Source organism: Nocardia sp. NPDC050710, from assembly GCF_040654375.1.
In the GTDB taxonomy this organism is placed as follows: domain Bacteria; phylum Actinomycetota; class Actinomycetes; order Mycobacteriales; family Mycobacteriaceae; genus Nocardia.
In genome coordinates this window covers 97340-115404 of the sequence record NZ_JBFAHV010000003.1, presented here as the reverse complement: position 1 = coordinate 115404, position 18065 = coordinate 97340, and the positions used below count along the sequence as shown (strand labels likewise).

The 18065-nt window shown below is 67.1% G+C and carries 16 protein-coding genes; 3 read left to right on the top strand and 13 right to left on the bottom strand.

From position 1 onward, the window contains the following. Positions 1-2: 2 nt before the first annotated feature. From AB0H61_RS08440 to AB0H61_RS08410, 7 genes are all read right to left on the bottom strand, one after another. Complete coding sequence (locus AB0H61_RS08440) at positions 3-1385, bottom strand: glycosyl hydrolase family 28-related protein (protein WP_357300748.1); 1383 nt, start codon at positions 1383-1385, stop codon at positions 3-5. A gap of 77 nt (positions 1386-1462) precedes the next feature. Continuing rightward, positions 1463-2746, bottom strand: a complete 1284-nt coding sequence (locus tag AB0H61_RS08435) for a GNVR domain-containing protein (RefSeq protein ID WP_357300746.1) — start codon at positions 2744-2746, stop codon at positions 1463-1465. Next, entirely contained in the window at positions 2737-4164 is a 1428-nt protein-coding gene (locus tag AB0H61_RS08430; protein WP_357300745.1) for a hypothetical protein, read from the bottom strand. The genes AB0H61_RS08435 and AB0H61_RS08430 overlap by 10 nt, the downstream gene beginning before the upstream one ends. After that, complete coding sequence (locus tag AB0H61_RS08425) at positions 4161-5174, bottom strand: glycosyltransferase (RefSeq protein ID WP_357300743.1); 1014 nt, start codon at positions 5172-5174, stop codon at positions 4161-4163. The genes AB0H61_RS08430 and AB0H61_RS08425 overlap by 4 nt, the downstream gene beginning before the upstream one ends. Before the next feature lie 2 nt (positions 5175-5176). Continuing rightward, positions 5177-6628 carry a lipopolysaccharide biosynthesis protein gene (locus AB0H61_RS08420; RefSeq protein WP_357300741.1) on the bottom strand — a complete coding sequence of 484 codons (1452 nt, stop codon included), beginning with the start codon at positions 6626-6628 and terminating at the stop codon, positions 5177-5179. Continuing rightward, entirely contained in the window at positions 6621-7805 is a 1185-nt protein-coding gene (locus AB0H61_RS08415; RefSeq protein ID WP_357300740.1) for a glycosyltransferase family 4 protein, read from the bottom strand. Before AB0H61_RS08415 ends, AB0H61_RS08420 begins: the two co-directional genes overlap by 8 nt. After that, positions 7802-8881 carry a glycosyltransferase family 4 protein gene (locus AB0H61_RS08410; RefSeq protein WP_357300738.1) on the bottom strand — a complete coding sequence of 360 codons (1080 nt, stop codon included), beginning with the start codon at positions 8879-8881 and terminating at the stop codon, positions 7802-7804. The genes AB0H61_RS08415 and AB0H61_RS08410 overlap by 4 nt, the downstream gene beginning before the upstream one ends. A 234-nt stretch (positions 8882-9115) precedes the next feature. On the opposite strand from AB0H61_RS08410, the gene AB0H61_RS08405 reads away from it, so the two are divergent. Together AB0H61_RS08405 and AB0H61_RS08400 are read left to right on the top strand one after the other, a co-directional pair. Further along, entirely contained in the window at positions 9116-10483 is a 1368-nt protein-coding gene (locus AB0H61_RS08405) for a polysaccharide pyruvyl transferase family protein (protein WP_357300736.1), read from the top strand. 3 nt (positions 10484-10486) lie between these two features. Beyond that, positions 10487-11323: a glycosyltransferase family 2 protein gene (locus AB0H61_RS08400; RefSeq protein ID WP_357300735.1), complete on the top strand. Its 837-nt coding sequence runs from the start codon at positions 10487-10489 to the stop codon at positions 11321-11323. Positions 11324-11353: 30 nt separating this feature from the next. On the opposite strand, the gene AB0H61_RS08395 is transcribed toward AB0H61_RS08400, so the two are convergent. Next, on the bottom strand, positions 11354-11992 hold the full coding sequence (locus AB0H61_RS08395) for an MspA family porin (protein WP_357300734.1): 639 nt from the start codon (positions 11990-11992) through the stop codon (positions 11354-11356). 168 nt (positions 11993-12160) lie between these two features. Next, positions 12161-13270, bottom strand: coding sequence for a methyltransferase domain-containing protein (locus AB0H61_RS08390; protein WP_357300732.1), 1110 nt, complete (start codon positions 13268-13270; stop codon positions 12161-12163). Positions 13271-13304: 34 nt separating this feature from the next. Between AB0H61_RS08390 and rfbC the strand changes: the two genes are divergently transcribed. Further along, entirely contained in the window at positions 13305-13868 is a 564-nt protein-coding gene (rfbC, locus tag AB0H61_RS08385; RefSeq protein ID WP_357301309.1) for a dTDP-4-dehydrorhamnose 3,5-epimerase, read from the top strand. On the opposite strand, the gene AB0H61_RS08380 is transcribed toward rfbC, so the two are convergent. The 4 genes from AB0H61_RS08380 to AB0H61_RS08365 are packed head-to-tail and all read right to left on the bottom strand — an operon-like array spanning position 13843 to position 17638. Further along, complete coding sequence (locus AB0H61_RS08380) at positions 13843-14889, bottom strand: SDR family oxidoreductase (protein WP_357300731.1); 1047 nt, start codon at positions 14887-14889, stop codon at positions 13843-13845. The genes rfbC and AB0H61_RS08380 overlap by 26 nt on opposite strands. Next, entirely contained in the window at positions 14890-15540 is a 651-nt protein-coding gene (locus AB0H61_RS08375; protein ID WP_357300730.1) for a PIG-L family deacetylase, read from the bottom strand. Further along, positions 15537-16313: a glucose-1-phosphate cytidylyltransferase gene (locus AB0H61_RS08370; protein WP_357300729.1), complete on the bottom strand. Its 777-nt coding sequence runs from the start codon at positions 16311-16313 to the stop codon at positions 15537-15539. Before AB0H61_RS08370 ends, AB0H61_RS08375 begins: the two co-directional genes overlap by 4 nt. Next, the gene (locus AB0H61_RS08365) at positions 16310-17638 is read right to left on the bottom strand and encodes a class I SAM-dependent methyltransferase (RefSeq protein ID WP_357300727.1); all 1329 of its coding nucleotides are present in this window, start codon (positions 17636-17638) and stop codon (positions 16310-16312) included. The genes AB0H61_RS08370 and AB0H61_RS08365 overlap by 4 nt, the downstream gene beginning before the upstream one ends. Between the last annotated feature and the right edge of the window lie 427 nt (positions 17639-18065).

Here is an 18065-nt window from a genome sequence, read left to right as displayed (position 1 = left end):
GGCTACTCCCTGGGTCGCTGGCGGCCTAGAGAGGTGGTCTTGACGGCGCCGTCGGTGGATACGGTCAGCCGCCAGTAGCCCCCGGCCGGATCCTTCAACACAACCCCGCCGTCCTGACGGTCGGAAAACCATGCTCCACTCGATAATACGGCCGCACGAACGGCGCCGTCGGGCCCTTGGGCCTGGAAGATATCCGCATCGCCGCGTCCGGCTCGGCCCATGATGGTGCCGTCGAAGCGGGGCGCGCGCATGCTGTCGCGACTGATGATGTGCCAGCCGTCCGGGAACCGTCCGGGTGGGAAATCGTCGCTGGCGCTGGAGATCAGGTTGATGGCGGTGCCTTCTGGACAACCGATGGGGTCGATCCGCAATTCGGTCGGGTGCCGGTCGAGGTCCTTGTCGAACTGTACGTTCGCCAGATACGGCTGGCGGCAGTACACGAGGTCCAACGCGATCGACCGGGCCGCGATCTTGCAGTTGATCATGCCGAACTGGGCGGGTCCACCGCGTTCGCGATCTCCGACCGACACCGCGATATCGGCGCCCTCGAACCATACGTTCGTCAGCCACCAGTCGTTGGCGGCGCCGTCGATGGCTATGTGTTTATCGGTGGTGCGTGCGTCGTGATCGGAGACGAATTCGACATTGGTCAGCGCCAATCCGGCGTTGTGGTCGTTGCCGGTACCGAGTACGCCGATGTAATTGCTGGTGAGCTTCGACGAGGTCACGTAGTTCTGAATGCAGGAGGTAACCAGGCCGACGCCGAAGTTGTTGATATCGCAGTTGATGAATGCGGTGCCGCCGGTGTTGTCCCGGAGCACCACCCCGCGCTGCGGAAGATAGCGCGGGTGGTTGATGCTGAGATGGTTGCCGCGGATCACCACCGCCTCGAACGAGCAGCGGAAGCATTCGGACAGGTCCACGGCCGTGGAGCGGGGCCCGGACATATAGATGCCGAGCCGCGAGAATCGCACGCGATTGCGTGTGCGCAGCGCGATCAGCGTGGTCTCGGCCTCGCAGACGAGCACCGAGACATCCGCACCGTCGCCGAGCACGGTAGCGAAGTCGGGCAGTTCGGGGAAGGCGGTGACCTTGTATTTGCCCGCGGGGATGTACAGCACCAACGGACCGTTGCCCACGGCGGCAGCCGCGGCGATCGCGGCGGTGTCGTCGGCGGTGCCGTCGCCGACCGCGCCGAAGTCCCGTACATTGCGGGCCGAGGGTGCGTCGGTCACATGCGGTGACCGGAATTCGACGCCGGGTGCGTCGGCCGTGGTGCACGCGGCGAGCGGTAGCGCGGCGGCGATGCCGAGGGATGCGGCGAGAAGTCCTCGTCGGCGGATGGCGTCATCGTGCCCACCCGTCGCCCGACCACCACCCCCCAATGAATCGCTTTGCGATGCACCACGCCCACCCGTCGCCCGACCACCACCCCCCAACGAATCGCTGTGCGATGCACCACTCATTTGCGCAGTCTCCCGGCCAAGCGTTGCAGCCGATTGCCCGGCCTGCTGTACGCTACCGCGCCGGTGAGCCGGCTGTCTCCGAATGTGGCCAGCGCACCGCGCAATTGGGGGATTGTCGTGGTGCCGAGTGTGACGACGCCGATGGTGTGCTCGAACTGTGGAGCCAGCGCGATCGCGTCCGCGGCGCTGGCGACCGGAGCGGATTGCACCACGATGTGCTCGAAATCGGTGCGCAGTTTGGCGATAACGTCCACGAAGCGCTCGGAGGCAAGCAGGTCGGCGGTCCGCAGATCGATATTGCCCAGCGGTAGTACGGTAATGCCGGTCTCCGGCCAGCCGGTCAGTGCCTCGGCGACCGGGGTCGAACCGCGCAGGACGCCCGCCAGTCCGGGATTGCGTTCGCTCGCGAATCGCTGGGTGCCGCCACCGCCGGAGGTATCGGCATCGATCAGCACCACATCGCGGCCGGTGTCGGCGAATGATTTCGCCAGTCCCAGTGCGACTTCCGGTTCCGAGTCGGGGGAGAGGCCGGTGACGAGCACGGTGCTCGCGTCTCCGTCACGCAGCAGCCTGGTGCGCATCCGGCGGATCTCGTCCACCGCGCCCGGCCTGCCCTCATCGATGATGCCGAGAATCGGCACCGGAAGTACCGCCTCCAGATCGTTCGAGGTCCGCAGGGTGCGGTCGGTGCGATCGCGAAGGAAGGCGGCCAGGCAGCCGAGTGCGAGTCCCGCCAGTAGTCCGAGCGCGAGGATCCGCGAGGACTGCGGTCCGGTGGGGTCGGTCGGCACCTCGGCCCTATCGATGACCTCGACACGGGCCGCGGGTGCGGCGTCGCGCTCGATGGTCTCCAATTCACCGATGAGACGGCGGAATTGGGCGACCACGGTATTGGCGAGATCACGGGCCAGCTGCGGATTGTCATCGGTCACCGTGATGAAGATGATCGTGGTGGCCGGGGGTGCGGCCGCGGTGATCTTCCCCTGCAACTCACCGACGGACATGGTGACGCTGAGATCGTCGATGACCCGCTTGGCCAGGGTGGCGCTGGTGGCCACGTCGAGATAGGAACGCACCCGCTGTTGCGCGGCGAGCCCGCCCTGATACGAGTCATTCACCGAGGTGCCGGTTGCCATGGAGACATACATACTGCTGGATGCGGCATAGGTGGTGGGTAGTGTGCGCAGATACAGCCCCGCCGCGACCACACAGAGCACGACGACCCCGACGATGACGGGCCAGCGCCTGCGTGCGATACGCCAGTACTCGGTCAATCCCATTGCCCGGACCCTCTTTTCTCCTCGGCTGTACGGACCAGCACCCGGCCACCGCCCCCTGTTACTGGTGCATCGCCGTACGGCCCGGACTGTTTCTTCCCCGGGGCCCGCGGGTGGGCGCGTCGCCGGAATTCCTTGACCGCCAGCGAGATCAACCACGCCAGCACCGCGGCCTGGAGGAATTTGCCGAGGTTCTCCATGCTGCCGAGGATGCCGCGTTCGAACAGGGCCGAAGCGCCGGTCATGGCCAAGCCGAGCACCACGACCGGGAAGTAGTGCGAGTACAGCGCCCTGGCCCAGGCCAGCAGCAGACCGAAGGTGAAGACGGCGCCGATCGCCACGCCGGGGTAGCCGCCGAGAACATAGCCCTCGTTGAGATTTCCCTCGGCCAGCGATACCGAGACCCGCGTCATATCCACCGAGGCGCCGCGCACGTCATCGGCCCACGCGGTGCCGGACTGGAACTTCTGGGTGCCGAGCAGCTGTCCCGGAATGAGGCTGAAGGCGGCGTGGTGGAATACCTCGCCGGATGTCAGCCAGTCGCCGGGGCCATGGAAATAGGCGTCGGTGGCCGCCTCGAGCAGATCGAAACGCCGAAGGATGCTCAGGAAGGGTCGCACGGCCAATGGATAGTCCGAATCGATCAGCGCCGATTCGCTTTTGGCGAGTTCACTGACCTTGAACGACTGCAACCAGCCGAATCCCGCGATGCCGACGACGCCGATGGCCGCGACCCCCAATGCCTTGGCCTTGGTCCAGCCGACGAGCGCGAAGCGCACCGCGACCGCCATGGCGGCGCCCGTGATCGGAGTCTTGGATTCGACCGCGACGGTCCACATCAACTCCACGGCCAGTAGCCCGGCGATGATCAGCGCCGTGGTCTGCGGGCGCGGTAACCGAAGGAAGATGATCAATCCGAGCGCGGCGATGGTGGCGAGGATCGCGAAGAAGTTGAGAATCGGATTGGCGCTGTCGACATCGCCCGCGTTGCCCAGGGAGCCGGTCGCGACCGAGGCGGCGCGGCCGAGCAACCCGATCGCGTACATGGTGACGAGGGTGGGCACGAAATCCGGATCCGACAGCATCGCCGGCACATTCTCGACGCGCCGATGTCGCGACCAGATCGCGTAGGCGACAACGAGTCCCGCGTAGATCCACAGGCCGAAGACGACATGATCCAATACCAGCCCGATGCCGCGGTCATAGCCGAGTTCGGCCAGCCGGGGGTCGGGCACATTGTCGCCGTAGTGTGGCTGCGGCTGCACCGACAGCAGCACCAGTGGCCGAGCCACATAGGACGGCGACCAGAACGCCGCCTGCGCGATGAGGAAAACCCGTGCGACGCCGGGTATCCAGGCCGCCGCGAGGACTAGCGTGGCCAGTGCGCCCGTGATCGACAGGACTTCGGTGGTTGCGGTCATATGAGTGTCTCGATGGCGGTCACGATTTCGCGCGCCCGATCGACGTAGCGGTGACCGTCGGTGGTGATGCGCGCATATCCGGCCGCGGCGATGGCTGAGGCCTTCTCGGGGTGTGCCGCGCACCAGTCCAGGATTTCGCGCAGTTCGGCCCGATCGGAATACAGGAAACACTCGACCGTATCGCGTAGCAGTTCGGCGTGTTCGTCGGTGCGTTCGCCGACGAAAAGTCCGCCCGCCGCCGGTACTTCGAAACTTCGACAGGTGTGGGTGTCACGGTTGTCGGAATTGAGCAGAACCAGGTTGGCGGTGATATCGGCGATCACCGCGGAGTAGTGCTGCCCGTAGATCGGTCCCGCCACCGTGGCCGCGGTGGCCCGCAGTTCCGGCACCCGCCGCCACCCGGGGCCGCGGATCAGCATGCGTTCCCCGTAGACGCGGGCCAGTTCGACCAGGTCATCGCGCCGGTCTGGGCGGCACACACCGATGAAACCGACCAGATACTCCCGGCCGCCGCGCCGTGCGGCCGGATGGTGCCACGCCGGATCGTAGGCGCTGCGTACGAAACCCACGGCGCGGACGCCACGTTCGCACAGCTCGGTCACATTGTGCCGCTTGGTCGTCACCACCAGATCCCAGTCCGCTTCATGGGCAAGGTAGTCCGCGCTGATATTCGCGGGGTTGGCGACGTCGTCGGGGCTGTAGTGCACATACGTGCGCGCCGGGGTGTCCAGAAGCCTGCGCTGGTCCAGGTACACGCTCTTGAACGCGAACAGTACGTCCGGCCGGAAAGCCGCGGCGGCCCGCTCTATCTCGGCGTGCACCCGCTCGATCCGCCACGGCGCGCGGCGCCGGGCCACCTTCGAATACACCCATGGCGGCGAGAGCCGGGCGGGCAGGGTGACCGGCGTCGAGTCGATCACCACCACGTCGTGGCCCGCCTGCCGGAACCCGTCGGCCAGCGAGCGCGCATTGCTGCCCACCCAATCGTCGCCGACGAACAGAATTCTCATGCTTACCCGTCCTCACGCATCAGCGCGACCGCGGGGCTCATCGCCGGGGGTAGCCGCCGCTCCCGCACCACAAGACGGCGCACGCGCAGCAGATACCAGGCGGCAACGGTGAATTCGATGATGACGGTGCCGTACACCAGGGTCCATACCGAGTGGGTGCGAAAGGCGACGACGAGCGCGCCGAGCGCCACGCAGGTGCCGAGCACCGCCCCTATCAGCACGCCTGTGGTGTCCTGACGTACCGGCAACACGGCGGTGGTGACGAATGAGGTAACCGTGGTGGCGGGCAGGATGAAGATCTCGACCCGCAGCAGTCCCACCGCGGTGGTGAATTCGTCGCCGAAGACCAGGCGGATCAACACCGGCGCCGCCGCCCACACCGCGGCCGCCGCCAGGGTGGCGACACAGACGCAGGCGAGCAATGCCGTCATGGCGTGGCGCCAGAACCGATGATCGGCGCTGCGCCGAGCCATCCGTGGCAGCAACGCGAAACCGATGGGGTCCAACGTGGATTGGATGGCGCGCACCAGCCGATCGCTGGCCGAGTAGAGGCCCAGCGCGGCCGCATTGAGGACCGCGGCGTAGATCGCCGCAGCGCCCTGCCCGTAGAGCGTGATGAGCAGCCGCGAGGTGAGTATCGGCGCACCGGTGCGCAGCACCGTCCTGAACAGCCGGGGGCGAGACGGCCGACCGAAGGTTTTCAGCGAGTCCCACCAGGTCAGCGCGACGGTCGGGATGGAGGAGACGAGCAGGCACAGTAGTGCGACCTGCGCGCTCGGCAGCCGTGGCAGCAGTCCGACCAACAGCATCAGATAGCCGATCCGGCCGACGGCCTGGTACGCGGTGGAGGTACCGAACCGGCCCTGCCCGATCAGCAGCCAGTCCTCCGAGACCGACCAGAATCCGCCGGCGAACAGTCCGAGCAGGATCATTTCCACCCACTCCGGAATCCCCACCGACAGACCGAGTTCCGGCACCTGCGCCAGCAGGCTGATCAACAGCGCCGCCCCGATGATTCCGAGGCCGGTGGCTCGGATCGCCAGATAGTCGCCGCGCAATTGATTGACGTGTCGTAGGCGCTCGGCGCTCTGCTCGGCGCCCGGCCGATGCTGTCCTTGCACGTGCGCCGCGAGGAAGGAGGTGATGCCCAGATCGACGAGCAGCGAGCCGATGAAGTAGGACGACATACCGATCGCGAGCAGGCCCATGCCGTGTGCGCCGAGTACGCGGGCGATCAGCGGCACCGTCACGACGGTGATGACGTACTGGCCGTATTTGCCGAAGCTGACGTAGCCGATATCGCGCAGCACCCCGAGAATGCCCTGGGATCGGTGGGCGCCGCCGCCCGCAGGTCCGCGGGCGCCGTCGTGTCTGCGATGTGTGCCGCCCGGGCCGGTCGGCACGGGTGGGTCGACGGGTGTGGTGTGGCCCGCGGCGTGTCTGCGGTCAGGCATGGGGTGCTCGCTCTCGCGGACCACGCTGTCCAGCGGTTCGGGTGGTTCGGACCAACTCGTGCAGGAAGTCGCCGACGACGCGGGCGGTGACGGTGATATCGAAGTCGGCCGCGCGCGTACGTCCCGCGTCGGCCAGCCGGGTCCGCAGGCACGGATCGCCGATGAGAGTGTCCAGTGCGGCGGTGAGTTCGGCGCGATCGCCGCCGCGTACCAAGAGCCCGTTGATATCGGGGTCGACGATTTCGGTCGGCCCGCCGGGCCCGCTGGCGATGACCGCGCAGCCCGCGTGCATACCCTCCACGACCACCTGACCGAAGGGCTCGGGCAGCACCGAACAATGCACCAGGATGTCGGCGTCGCGCAGATAGGTATCGGGATCGTCGACATGCCCGGTGAAAGTGACCGGCAACGCGAGTTCGGAGGCGAGCCGCAGTAATTCGGCGCGATAGGGCTCTTCGTCGAAGAAGGTGCCGCCGATCAGGAGTATCCGGTGCGGGCGGACTTTCGTATCGGCGATCGCCCGCAGCAACAGATCCTGTCCCTTCCATGGGCTCAGCCGCCCGACCGCCGCGATGACCGTGTGATCGGGGTGGCGCTGCTCGGCTCGCCCGGCCGGGTGGTCGCCGAGCTCGACCCCCGGGTAGGCCACCACGGCGGGTCCGCGCCCGGTGCGCAGCGTGGCGAGGGTGGCGCGGCTGTTGGCGAGGTACCCGTGTGCGGCCAGCCGTCCGAGCAGCCGGATGACCAGGGTGGGCAGTCTGCCGAAATACTCCACGGCTACGCGGTCGTGCACCTGCCAGACCAGCGGAATCCGGGCGCGCCGGGCAGCGACCGCGCCCATCGCCAGTGCCTTGGTGCTCTCGGCGACCACTACCTCGGCGCGCGAGTCGCGGGCGACGGCGCCGAGCGCCCAGCCCATACCCAGCAGCGCGACGAAACCGGCGAGCAGCCGCAGCGGACCGGAGCCGATGGTCATCGCCCGGCTGTCGAAATCGCCATGCAGCACACGGGTTTCGATTCCGCGTGCGCGCATGCGCTCGACCATCGGGCCGTCCTCCGTATAGATCATGGTGGGGTCGACGAGCCGGAGGTCGCGCAGCGCCGACACCAGCCGCAAGGTTGCCAATTCGGCACCGGAGGGGGCGGCGGTATGCGCCAGGAACAGAACCCGGGTCATCGTCCGATATCCCGGTACATCGCCACATGGCGTGTCGCTGTGACATCCCAGGAAAAGGTTTCGGCGTGGGCCCGGCACTGCGCGGGCGCGGGCAGGTTACCGTGCAGTGCGGCACTGATCCGCGCCCCGAGCGCATCCGGGTCGCCGGATGCCACGACGAGTGAGGGATCGAGTCCGCGTACCGAATCCGGCAGCCCGCCGCAGTCGGTGACGATCGGCGCCCTGCCCGCGGCCAGCGATTCCAATGCGATCAGGCCGAAGCCTTCCAGAGCGATGGTGGGAACGACGGTGAGTTCACACCGTTCGTAGAGTTCGGTCAGTCGTGCGTCGGTGACGTGCCCGGCGAAGACGATCGAATCGCCGAGCCCGGCACCTGCTGCGCGCAGGCGCAATTCACCTTCCGCGGTACCGGTTCCGACGATCACCAGCCGCGCGTCCGGATGTTCGGCGACCACCTCCGGCCAGCAGCGCAACAAGGTATCGATCCCCATCCTGCGCTCCAGCCTGCGCACGCACAGTACGGTGCGGGTCGTCGGGCCGGTCGGCATCGGCGCGGCGCGGAATCGGGTGAGATCGACCCCCGGCGGGATGACCGCGATCCGGTCCGCGGGTACCCGGTAGTCGCTGCTCAGTACATCGCGGAAGTGCGTGGAGAGCACCACGAAGCGGTCGGCGCCCGCGTAGCGCACGCGTTCGATCAAATACTTTGCACGAGCGGCGAATTCGGGCGCTCCGGTGAGTCTGCTCTCGGCGGCCCACGGCCCGTGGAAATGCACGACGAGCGGCAGCTTGCCACGCCGATTCACCGCCGCGGGACCGTACAGGCAGAAGTGGCGGTCCAGCACCGTCGCCTCGCGCAGCGCGGCACGATCGAGAAAGGCGGTGCGGGCCCGGCGCATGGTCGATCCGCCCGGTCCGCCCCAGGAAAGGGCGCCTGGCAGCGCTGCCTCGGCGACCGAGCCGAACGCGGCCGCCGAGACCGATACCCCGGATTGCCGGGTGAGCGCCTGGAATAGTTCGGTGAAATAGCGGTTGAGACCGCCCGGGGCCGACGCGAACCATTCGGATCCCGTCATGTGCACACGAACCGATCCCGGCTCTGCCGTCACCCGGCCCCCTAATCCCTACCCACAGGTCGTGCGAGCCCTTCCACCCGAACTCGCTTCCCGCGCAACAGTGTAGGTCACGGTGGCGCGCCGTGACGGGCAACCGAATCCTGGCCCTCGGGCGGTCGGGTGGGGTAGATTTGCCAGCGAGTTCGTGCTCGGCACGAGCCGACCCGCGGGGGGACCAGCGGGAGGACCAGGACTGTGGGGATCGGGAGTTCCGTGGCCGGGCGTACCGACGCCGCGGAGCGTGAAATTCGTGTGCTCGTCGAGAATGGTGAGTACTGGCTGCGCAACCGCGGTGATATCGCGATGATGGCGGTCACCGTGGAGCGGATTCGCGCGCGGTGGCTGCGGGCGCGCATCGGGGTGCTCACGCACCAGCCCGCGGTACTGCGGGGACTATTGCCGGAGGCGGAGCCGATCTGCCGCCCGGACTGGTGCTGGGGCTCCGATGGCTGGTCCGGTCGGCTATCTCGTTCCGCCGCAACGAAACTGGTCGGTCCCACCGCGCTACGGTGGCGGGCCGCGACCGACGGTCCGAAGGATCGGTTGCGGGCCATGCGCACCGGCGCCCGATCCACTGCCGTGGCCGAGTCGATCGCCGAGCCCGAGACGATCGAGTTCCCGGTGGAGATTCCCGAGGCGGTGCGCCGGGCCGATTTGGTCCTGGCGCTCGGCGGTGGCTATATGACCGACGTCGACCGCTACCAGGCCCATCGCACGCTGAATCTGCTGGAATACGCTCGCGGGCTCGGCATTCCGACCGCGCTGGTCGGCCAGGGAATGGGGCCGCTGCGGGATGCGCGGCTGTGGCGCCGGGCCGCCGAGGTGCTGCCCGGGGTCGATTTCGTCGGACTGCGCGAGGGCCGCCGTGGGCCGGAATTGCTGGCGCAGCTCGGTGTTTCCCCCGACCAGATGATGGTCACCGGTGATGACGCGGTCGAGTTCGGCTATCGCCTGCGCGATGCCAGGATCGGCACCGATATCGGTGTGTGCCTGCGCGTCGCGGACTATTCGCGGGTCAGCGCCGCGGCGCAGGACACGCTCGGTCGGGTGGTCCGAGACCGTGCCGCCGAACGGGATGCCCGGGTGGTGCCGCTGATCATCTCCGAATACGCCTCGGAGGACCGGCTGTCCACGCTGCCGCTGCTGGCGGGCGCGGACCGGACGCTGCCCCCGGTCGGCCGCGGCGCGACGGCACACGATGTGGCCAGGCAGGTCGCGCACTGCCGGGTGCTGGTGACCAGCGCCTACCACTTGGCGGTCTTCGCGCTGTCCCAGGGCATTCCGGCGGTGGGCGTTACCGCCTCGGAGTATTACGACGACAAATTCCACGGCCTGGCAGGCATGTTCGGCACCGGACTGCGAGTCGTACACCTGGACGATCCGGATCTGGACGCGCGGCTGAGCAGAACGGTGGGCGAACTGTGGGATGCCGCGCCCGCGCTGCGGGATCCCTTGCAGCAGAAGGCCATGGAGCAGATCGATGCCAGCCGGGCGGGGCTGGAGCGAGTATTCGGATTGGTGGAGAAAGGACCGGTTCGGCCGGTCAGACGGCTAGGGGGTTAGGCCATGACGTCACTGTCGGTATGCGTTCCGGCGTACAACTCGGCCCGCACGTTGGCCACGACGCTGCGCTCGGTGCTCGCGCAGGACGTCGATTTCGAATTGCTGGTACTCGACAACGCCAGCACCGACGATACGGGGGAGATCGCGCACTCCTTCGACGATCGACGGATCCGAATTCTGCGCAATGACACCGTCCTACCGATCGGCGCCAACTGGAACACCGCGATCCGGGCCTGTACCGGCACCCTTGTCAAGGTCGTCTGCGCCGACGACGTGCTGCGCCCCAACGCGCTCACCACCCAGCTCGCGGTGATGGCCGACCGATCCATCGCGATTTCCTCCAGCCGGTTCGAGGTGATCGACGAAGCGGGGGAGGTCCTGGAAAGCGGACTCGGGCTGGCCGGGTTGGAGGGCAGGCAGACCCCGCGCGCGCTGGCCGGCACCATCGTGCGGCGCGGTCCCGCGGATTTCGGCCCGACCGCGGCGGCGATGTTCTACCGCGAACACTTCGATCGGGTCGGCGGGCTGCGCGGGGATCTGGTGTTCCCGATGGACGTGGATCTGTTCGCCAGGGTCGCGTCGTTCGGCGTCTTCTTCGGGATGACGGAAATCCTGGCGGCCTGGCGGAATTCGTCGTTCAACCTGTGTAGTCAGACCTCGACGGTGAGCAAGCTGACCGATATGTACCGGTTCCATCATCGCCTCGCGGGTGACTACCCGGATCTGGTGAGTCGCGGCGACGTGCTGGCCGGGGACACTCGGCTGGCCAAGGCGGCGCTGCACCGGTTGCGCGTGCGGACTGTCGCCACGGTACGCAATCGCCCGGACCTCGTGGTGTGAGATCCGGGCGGTGGCGGTCGGGCCGGCCGCTCAGATGGTCCAGAGCTTGCCGTAGGTGATCACGGTGTCACCGCTGGAGCTGACGATCATTACGAACGGCCGGATATTGGTTTGGCCGAGCACCCCGGTGACAGTTCCGTGGAATCCCGACATCCGGATGAACCCATCGGTGCCGGAGATGTCGCCGCCCGCACATTCGATGGTCTGAATGCCGGGGCCGAAGCCGACCTCGAGTTGGATCCCCGCCCGAGGAATGAGGCCGTCCAGCTTGAGCAGTCCGCCGTCGGAGCCGCCGAGATCCAGCCCGAGTCCCGGTGTCGAGTACTCGAATCGGATCTTGCCGTTCAGGGTTGCCGGGTACCCGACCTGGTAGCCGATGGTGATATGACCGCTCCAGTCCTCGGCGCGCGGTCCCGAGATCTTGAACGCCGCCTCGCCGTGGTGGAACCATTCACGGGTCAACGGGTTTCCGTCCAGCGGTGGCACGAAATCGATGCGGGTGTCGGCCTGGATGGCCTCGATCGTTCGATCGCCGCGGTCGACGATGGTGGTGCTGCTGTCGATCGCCGCGGCGGCCGCCCCGTTCCCGAACACCAGGCCGGAGGCCACCGCCGAGGCCATGGCGAAAATGCGTACGCCCCGAGATCGGAGCCGTTTGGTTTCCCTCATCAGAATTCTCCCCTCTGTTCCCCGCACCCTGTCGAGCGCCCTGCCAGGCTCGGCGTCCGGCCCCCTGGACCGGGGGGCCGACAAGCTACTCAATCGTCCAGGGTGGGAAGGCTACTGGTAAATTTCAGCAGTAAATCCGCTGTGGCGCAGTGAATTCGGGTCTGTCGGCTAATCTCCTTTCCTCGGTCCGTGGGGATCGTCAACGACCCAGCGGCCATCGAGTTCGGGGTAGCACGCTCGCACCTCGGGCAGCAGATCGGCCAGCGTCAACAGGACGAAATCCGGTCGGGCCGCGATGAGTTCGGCGGGCGCGATGATCGGTATATCGGTACCGGGCATCCGGTGGCCGTGCTTGCCGGACGACGCGTCGGCGACCGCGGTGAGCACGCCGCGGTGCGCGCCCGCCAGACTGAACAACGCCACCGCGCGGGACGCGGCACCGTAGGCGTAGACCCGGAGGCCACGCCCCGCTTGGGTGTGTAACCAGCCGCGCAGCGCCGCGGCATGCTGGTCGGCGGTGCGCTGCAATCCGCGCAGTGCGGCCGGATGCACATGCGGTGCCTCGGCGGCGAGTGCGGCGCCGACCGAGTCGTCCGGCTGAGCGGGGCCGTGCACCGCGCCTACCAGCACCGTGCCTCCGTACAGGTCGAACCGCCAGGCCCAAACGGCGGTCATCCCGGCATCGGCCAGCAACCGTTGCAGCGACGAGAGCGAATAGTAGGCAAAGTGGCCGTGCCGCAGCGCATTCCACTGACCGGACGCGACGATCGTGGCCAGGGAGTGGTATTGGATCAGCAATAGGCCGTTCTCGGCGGTCGCGGCGGCCCGCTCCCGGAATGCGGCACGTTGATCCGGCTCGTGCATGATCCCGAAGCAGTCCAGCACCACATCGGCGGCGCCCGCGGCGGCGACGGTGAAATCCCGCCGCGCCAGCAACGGAAGCCAGGTTCCGCCGTGCGGACTGCCGAACTCGCGAACGGTGCCCCCGTGCAGCAATCCCGCGGCCGCGACCCTGGCCACCGCGTCGGCGGCCTGGTCGCGCAGCGCCTGTGGCTCGACCCCGTGCGGTTCCGCCGCGCGGGTATCGTCCTGGGCCAACTGTGCCAGACCGCAGCCGGAGCAGCGATCCATGCGGAGCGAATGGCCGGTCTCGGACGCCGAAATGGGTGTAACGATCGACGGAAAGTGGTCGGCCGCAGGCATTTTTCCGAGATCGAGCACCGTCGTCATGGTCGTGCCCCGACAGCCACGGCACCGGATGCGTGCGGATTCGGTCATGGCGACACTCCTCGCTTCATGGCACGATGACCCGGTGCGTATCGAGCAGACCGAGCTCGCCGATGTCCTGCTGCTGATTCCTCGGCCCTTCCACGATGACCGCGGTCTGTTCACCAGGACCTTCGATGCGGATCTCTTCGACGAGTACCTCGGCGCCCCGGGCGTGGGCGCGGCGTTCGTCCAGGACTCCCAATCCCGTTCGGTGCGCGGGGTTATCCGCGGTATGCACGGGCGCTCGGGGCGCGGCGAGGCGAAGCTGGTGCGCTGCGCCAACGGTGCGGTGCACGACGTGCTCGTCGATATCCGGCCGGGGTCGCCGAGTTTCGGACGCCAGCAGGCGTTTCGGCTCGACGACACCGAATTCCGGCACCTGTACATACCACCGGGATTTCTGCACGGCTTCCAGGCGCTGAGCGCGACCGCCGACGTGTGCTACCGGATCGACCGCCCGCACGACCCGGCCGAGGATATCGGCGTCGCCTACGACGACCCGGATCTCGGCATCGAGTGGCCGTTGCCGCCGAGCGTCGTCTCGGCCAGGGATGCGGCCGCGGGCAGCTGGGAGCATCTGCTCAGAATCGTGTGGCAGGGTCGCTGACCGAGCCCGTCCGGCGCATCGACGCGTCGAGCACCCCCGTATCGCGCAGCCGCTCCAGATGCGGGAGGCGAGTGAAACGGTGGAAGAACTCGGCGCTGGTGAGCCCCCTCGAGACGTACTCCTGGTACAGCTGGGTCGCGCCCGCGGGCACGCTCCACCAGGCCCGGAACCCGATGGCCTGGCGCGCGGCCGTGAAATCGACGCGATAGGAACGCGGATCCGGACCGCTTTCCCCGGTGATGACCAGCGTCGAATCCGGCACCGCGGCGACCACCGCCTCGGCGATCTCGGCGACGGTCAGATTGTTCTGCTCGGTGCCGATATTGAAGGCGCGACAGTGGATCGCGGCCTCGGGTGCGGTCAGGCAGGTCGCGAATGCCCACGCGATATCGCCCGCATGCACCAGCGGCCGCCACGGCGTGCCGTCGGAGAGCACCCTGACCTCGCCGGTCAGCACGGCATAGCCGACCAGATTATTGAGCACGATATCGGCGCGCAGCCGCGGCGAGAAACCGAATGCCGTGGCATTGCGCAGGAATACGGGGGAGAAGTCGTCGTCGGCCAACGCCGCGACATCGTCCTCGACTCGCACCTTGCTCTCGGCGTACGGCGTGATCGGCCGTAGCGGCGCGTCCTCGGTCACGAGCTCGTCCCCGGCCGCCCCGTAGACCGAGCAGGTCGACGCGTACAGGAAACGCCGAACGCCGGCTTCCTTGGCGAGCCGAGCCAGCCGTACCGACGCGTGGTGATTGATGTCGTAGGTGATCTCCGGCGCGAGCGCGCCGAGCGGATCATTGGACAGCGCGGCCAGGTGGATCACCGCGTCGAAGCCGCGCAGTTGCTCGACCGTCACATCGCGCAGATCGACGACGACGCCCGGGGGATCGCCGGGAAAGCTGCCCAGTACGCAATCGGCGAAATATCCGATATCGAGGCCGACCACCTGGTGGCCGTTGGCCCGCAGCACCGGCACCATGACCGTGCCGAGATACCCCTGGTGTCCGGTGACGAGTACCCGCATTCAGCTTCCTCCCAGCTCGATGATGGCTTTCTCCAGAACGAATGCTTCGGCGTGCCCGGTCCGGCACTGCACCCCACGCAGCCGGGGCAGCCCGATGAACGCCTGCTCGTCGAACCAGTCGCGTCCGATCTGCGACGGGTAGTACTTGTGCAGCAGCCGGGACTTCTCTTCGACGAGTTCCGTTGGCACCGGGTGGAATATGGTCGGCCGTGGGGTATCGGTCTCCCACTTGAGGATCTCGTAGCCCAGTATCAGCTGATCGCGGAATTCGGTGGGCACCAGCTCCGCGAGCAGCCGGTGATCCTGGTGCGCGTCCCCACGCTGCGGTGCGAACACCAGATCCGGTTCGGTCCCGCGGCGAAAGTCGGCCAGCGCATTCTTGATTCGATCCCAGTGCGCGGGTGCGCGGCCGTCCGGGATGTCGAGCACCGTCACGGTGAGATCGGCGTCCGGACAGAACGCGGCCAGTGCCCCGCGTTCCTCGTCTTCCCGTGCGGTGCCCGCGCCGGAGAGCACGAGCGCGCGCACCCGCAGTCCCGGGCGGGTGCGGGTGAGCGCGAGCAATGTCGCGCCCATCCCGATCGCGATATCGTCGCAGTGCGCGCCGATCACCGCGATCTCCGCCACCGCCGCGGCGGTCAGTCGGATCACGCGTGCTCCCAGACCATCCACGGTCGGTCGCCGCTGCGGTACCCCGCGTCGAGTTCGGCGCGCTCCTTGAAGGTGTCGGCCGGCTTCCAGAAGCCCAGGTGCTGATAGCCGAAGAGCCTGCCCTGTCCGGCCAGGGTGCCGCAGGCGTCGGCGACCAGATCCCCGCCCGGCGGCAACAGATCGAAAACCTCCTGGCTGAGCACGAAATACCCGCCGTTCTCCCACAGCGGCATGCGCGAAACCGGCAGGATCTCCTTGACCTCGCCGGTCGGCGTCAGATCTACGCAGTGGAACGACTGCTGGGGCGGTACCACGAGCATCGACGCGGCCGCGCCCGAGGCGGTGAATCGGTCGACCATGGTGTCCAGTGGTGCGTCGGTGAGTACGTCGGCGTAGTTGGCCAGGAAGATCTCGTCGTCGTCGAGGTACTGGCGCACCCGGCGCAGGCGCTCCCCGATGGCGGATTCGACGCCGGTGTCCACGAAGGTGATCGACCAGTCGCTGATGTCCTCGCGCATCAGCTCGACCCGGCCGTCGCGGATCACGAAATCGTTGGAGACCGATTCCTCGTAGGTCAGGAAGAAGTTCTTGATGTGCTCGGCGCCGTAGCCGAGGCACAGGATGAAGTCCTTGTGACCGAAGTGCGCGTAGTAGCGCATCACATGCCAGATCAGCGGTCGCGGACCGACCAGCTGCATGGGCTTGGGGATGATGTCGTCGGAGCCGTCGCGCATTCGCATGCCGTAGCCGCCGCAGAACAGCACAACTTTCATTGGGGTTCCCTCCCCGTGAGGTTTGCGTGAGGTGTTTCGGGATTTCCGGTGGACCCGGCACCGGGATCGCGGTCGGCATCGACCGATTCGGCAGCGTCGCCGAGGTGGGCGTGGTGCAGTGTCGGGAGCGGGTAGACGAGTTCGCCGCCCCACTCGGTGAGATGACTCAATTGCGTGGTGATCTCGGCTTCGAGATTCCACGGCAGCACCAGCACCACATCGGGCCGGTCCGCATCGATACGCTCCGGCGGATGGATCGGAATCCGAGTGCCGGGTGTGAATCTGCCGTGCTTGTAGGGATTTCGGTCGACCGTGTATTCGAGCAGGTCGGGACGGATACCGCAATAGTTGAGCAGTGTGTTGCCCTTGCCCGGCGCGCCGTAGCCGACGACGCGTTTGCCTGCGGCGCGCCGGTCGAGCAGGAACCGCAGTAGTTCCTGTCGCACCGCTTCGGCGCGTGGTTTCAGATCGAGGTAACCATCCCGATGGTGCAGTCCCGCTTCGGATTCCAGGCGCAGCACCTCCGCGACCCGAGCGGTCGGTGTGCCCGCGATCGCCTCCCGGCGCGCCCATACGCGGATGGAGCCGCCATGGGTCGCCAGCAGCTCGACATCCACCACGGCCAGCCCGGCGGTGGCCAGAGCGCGCTGCGCGGACAGCACCGTGTAGTACTGGAAATGTTCGTGGTAGATGGTGTCGAATTGCCCGAGCCGCACCAGATTCAGCGCGTGATGCACCTCGATCGAGAGCCAGCCGTCATCGGCCATCAGGGTACGTAGCGACCGGGTGAAGCCGCGCAGGTCGGGCACGTGCGCGTAGACGTTATTGGCGACCACCAGATCGGCCGGTCCATAGGCGGCGCGCACCTTCGCGGCCGAATCCTCGTCCAGGAAGGTGGTTTCGGTCGGCACCCCCGCAGCGCGCGCTGCCGCGCCGACATTCACCGACGGCTCGATGCCGAGGCATGGGATGCCCGCGGCCACCGCGTGCCGCAGCAGGTACCCGTCGTTGCTCGCGGCCTCCACTATGAGGGACTCCGATCCGAGACCGAGCCTATCGATGGCTTGCAGAATGAAGTATTCGGCGTGGCGCACCCAACTTTCGGAATATGATGCGAAATACGCGTATTCGGTGAATGTTTCTTCCGGCGTGATCAACGCGGGGATCTGGAGCAGGAGGCAGTCGTCGCAGAGCCGTAGGTGGAGCGGATACGTCGGTTCGGGAAGATCGAGTTCGTCCGCCGCGAGGAATTTCTCGCACGGCGGTGTCGCTCCGAGATCGAGCACGCTCGACAATCGCTCCGAATCGCACAATCGACAACGCATGTGGCCCCACCTTCTGCCGAGAGTTGATCGGCCGGACGTCCTCCGGCACGCCCCTGACGTCGACACGATCCAGGGAGACGTTACAACCAAGCGCCTGCGTGCCGCTGCCGAAATCGGCTGTGTAGTAGCGGTTTCCGGACGAGTTCGCGGGGTTTCCGGGGGGCGGCATCCAACGGGTTATCGACATGCTTGGTGGTATCTCCCCTTCCGGGAGTGAGGGACTCGTGTGGCGGGATATGTGCCACCAGCATGCTTCTCGATTGTGTATCCGTCGGATTAAGGGAATGAAACCAACCGTCCCTCTGTCGGCTATTTCGTGGAATACTTTGCGGCCCTTGCGATTCGATATGTGAAAAGGATTGTGTTCTGTAACAATCTTCTGTTGGGCGCCGAATGACCGAACACCCGAGGCGGCCAATGCTTGCCG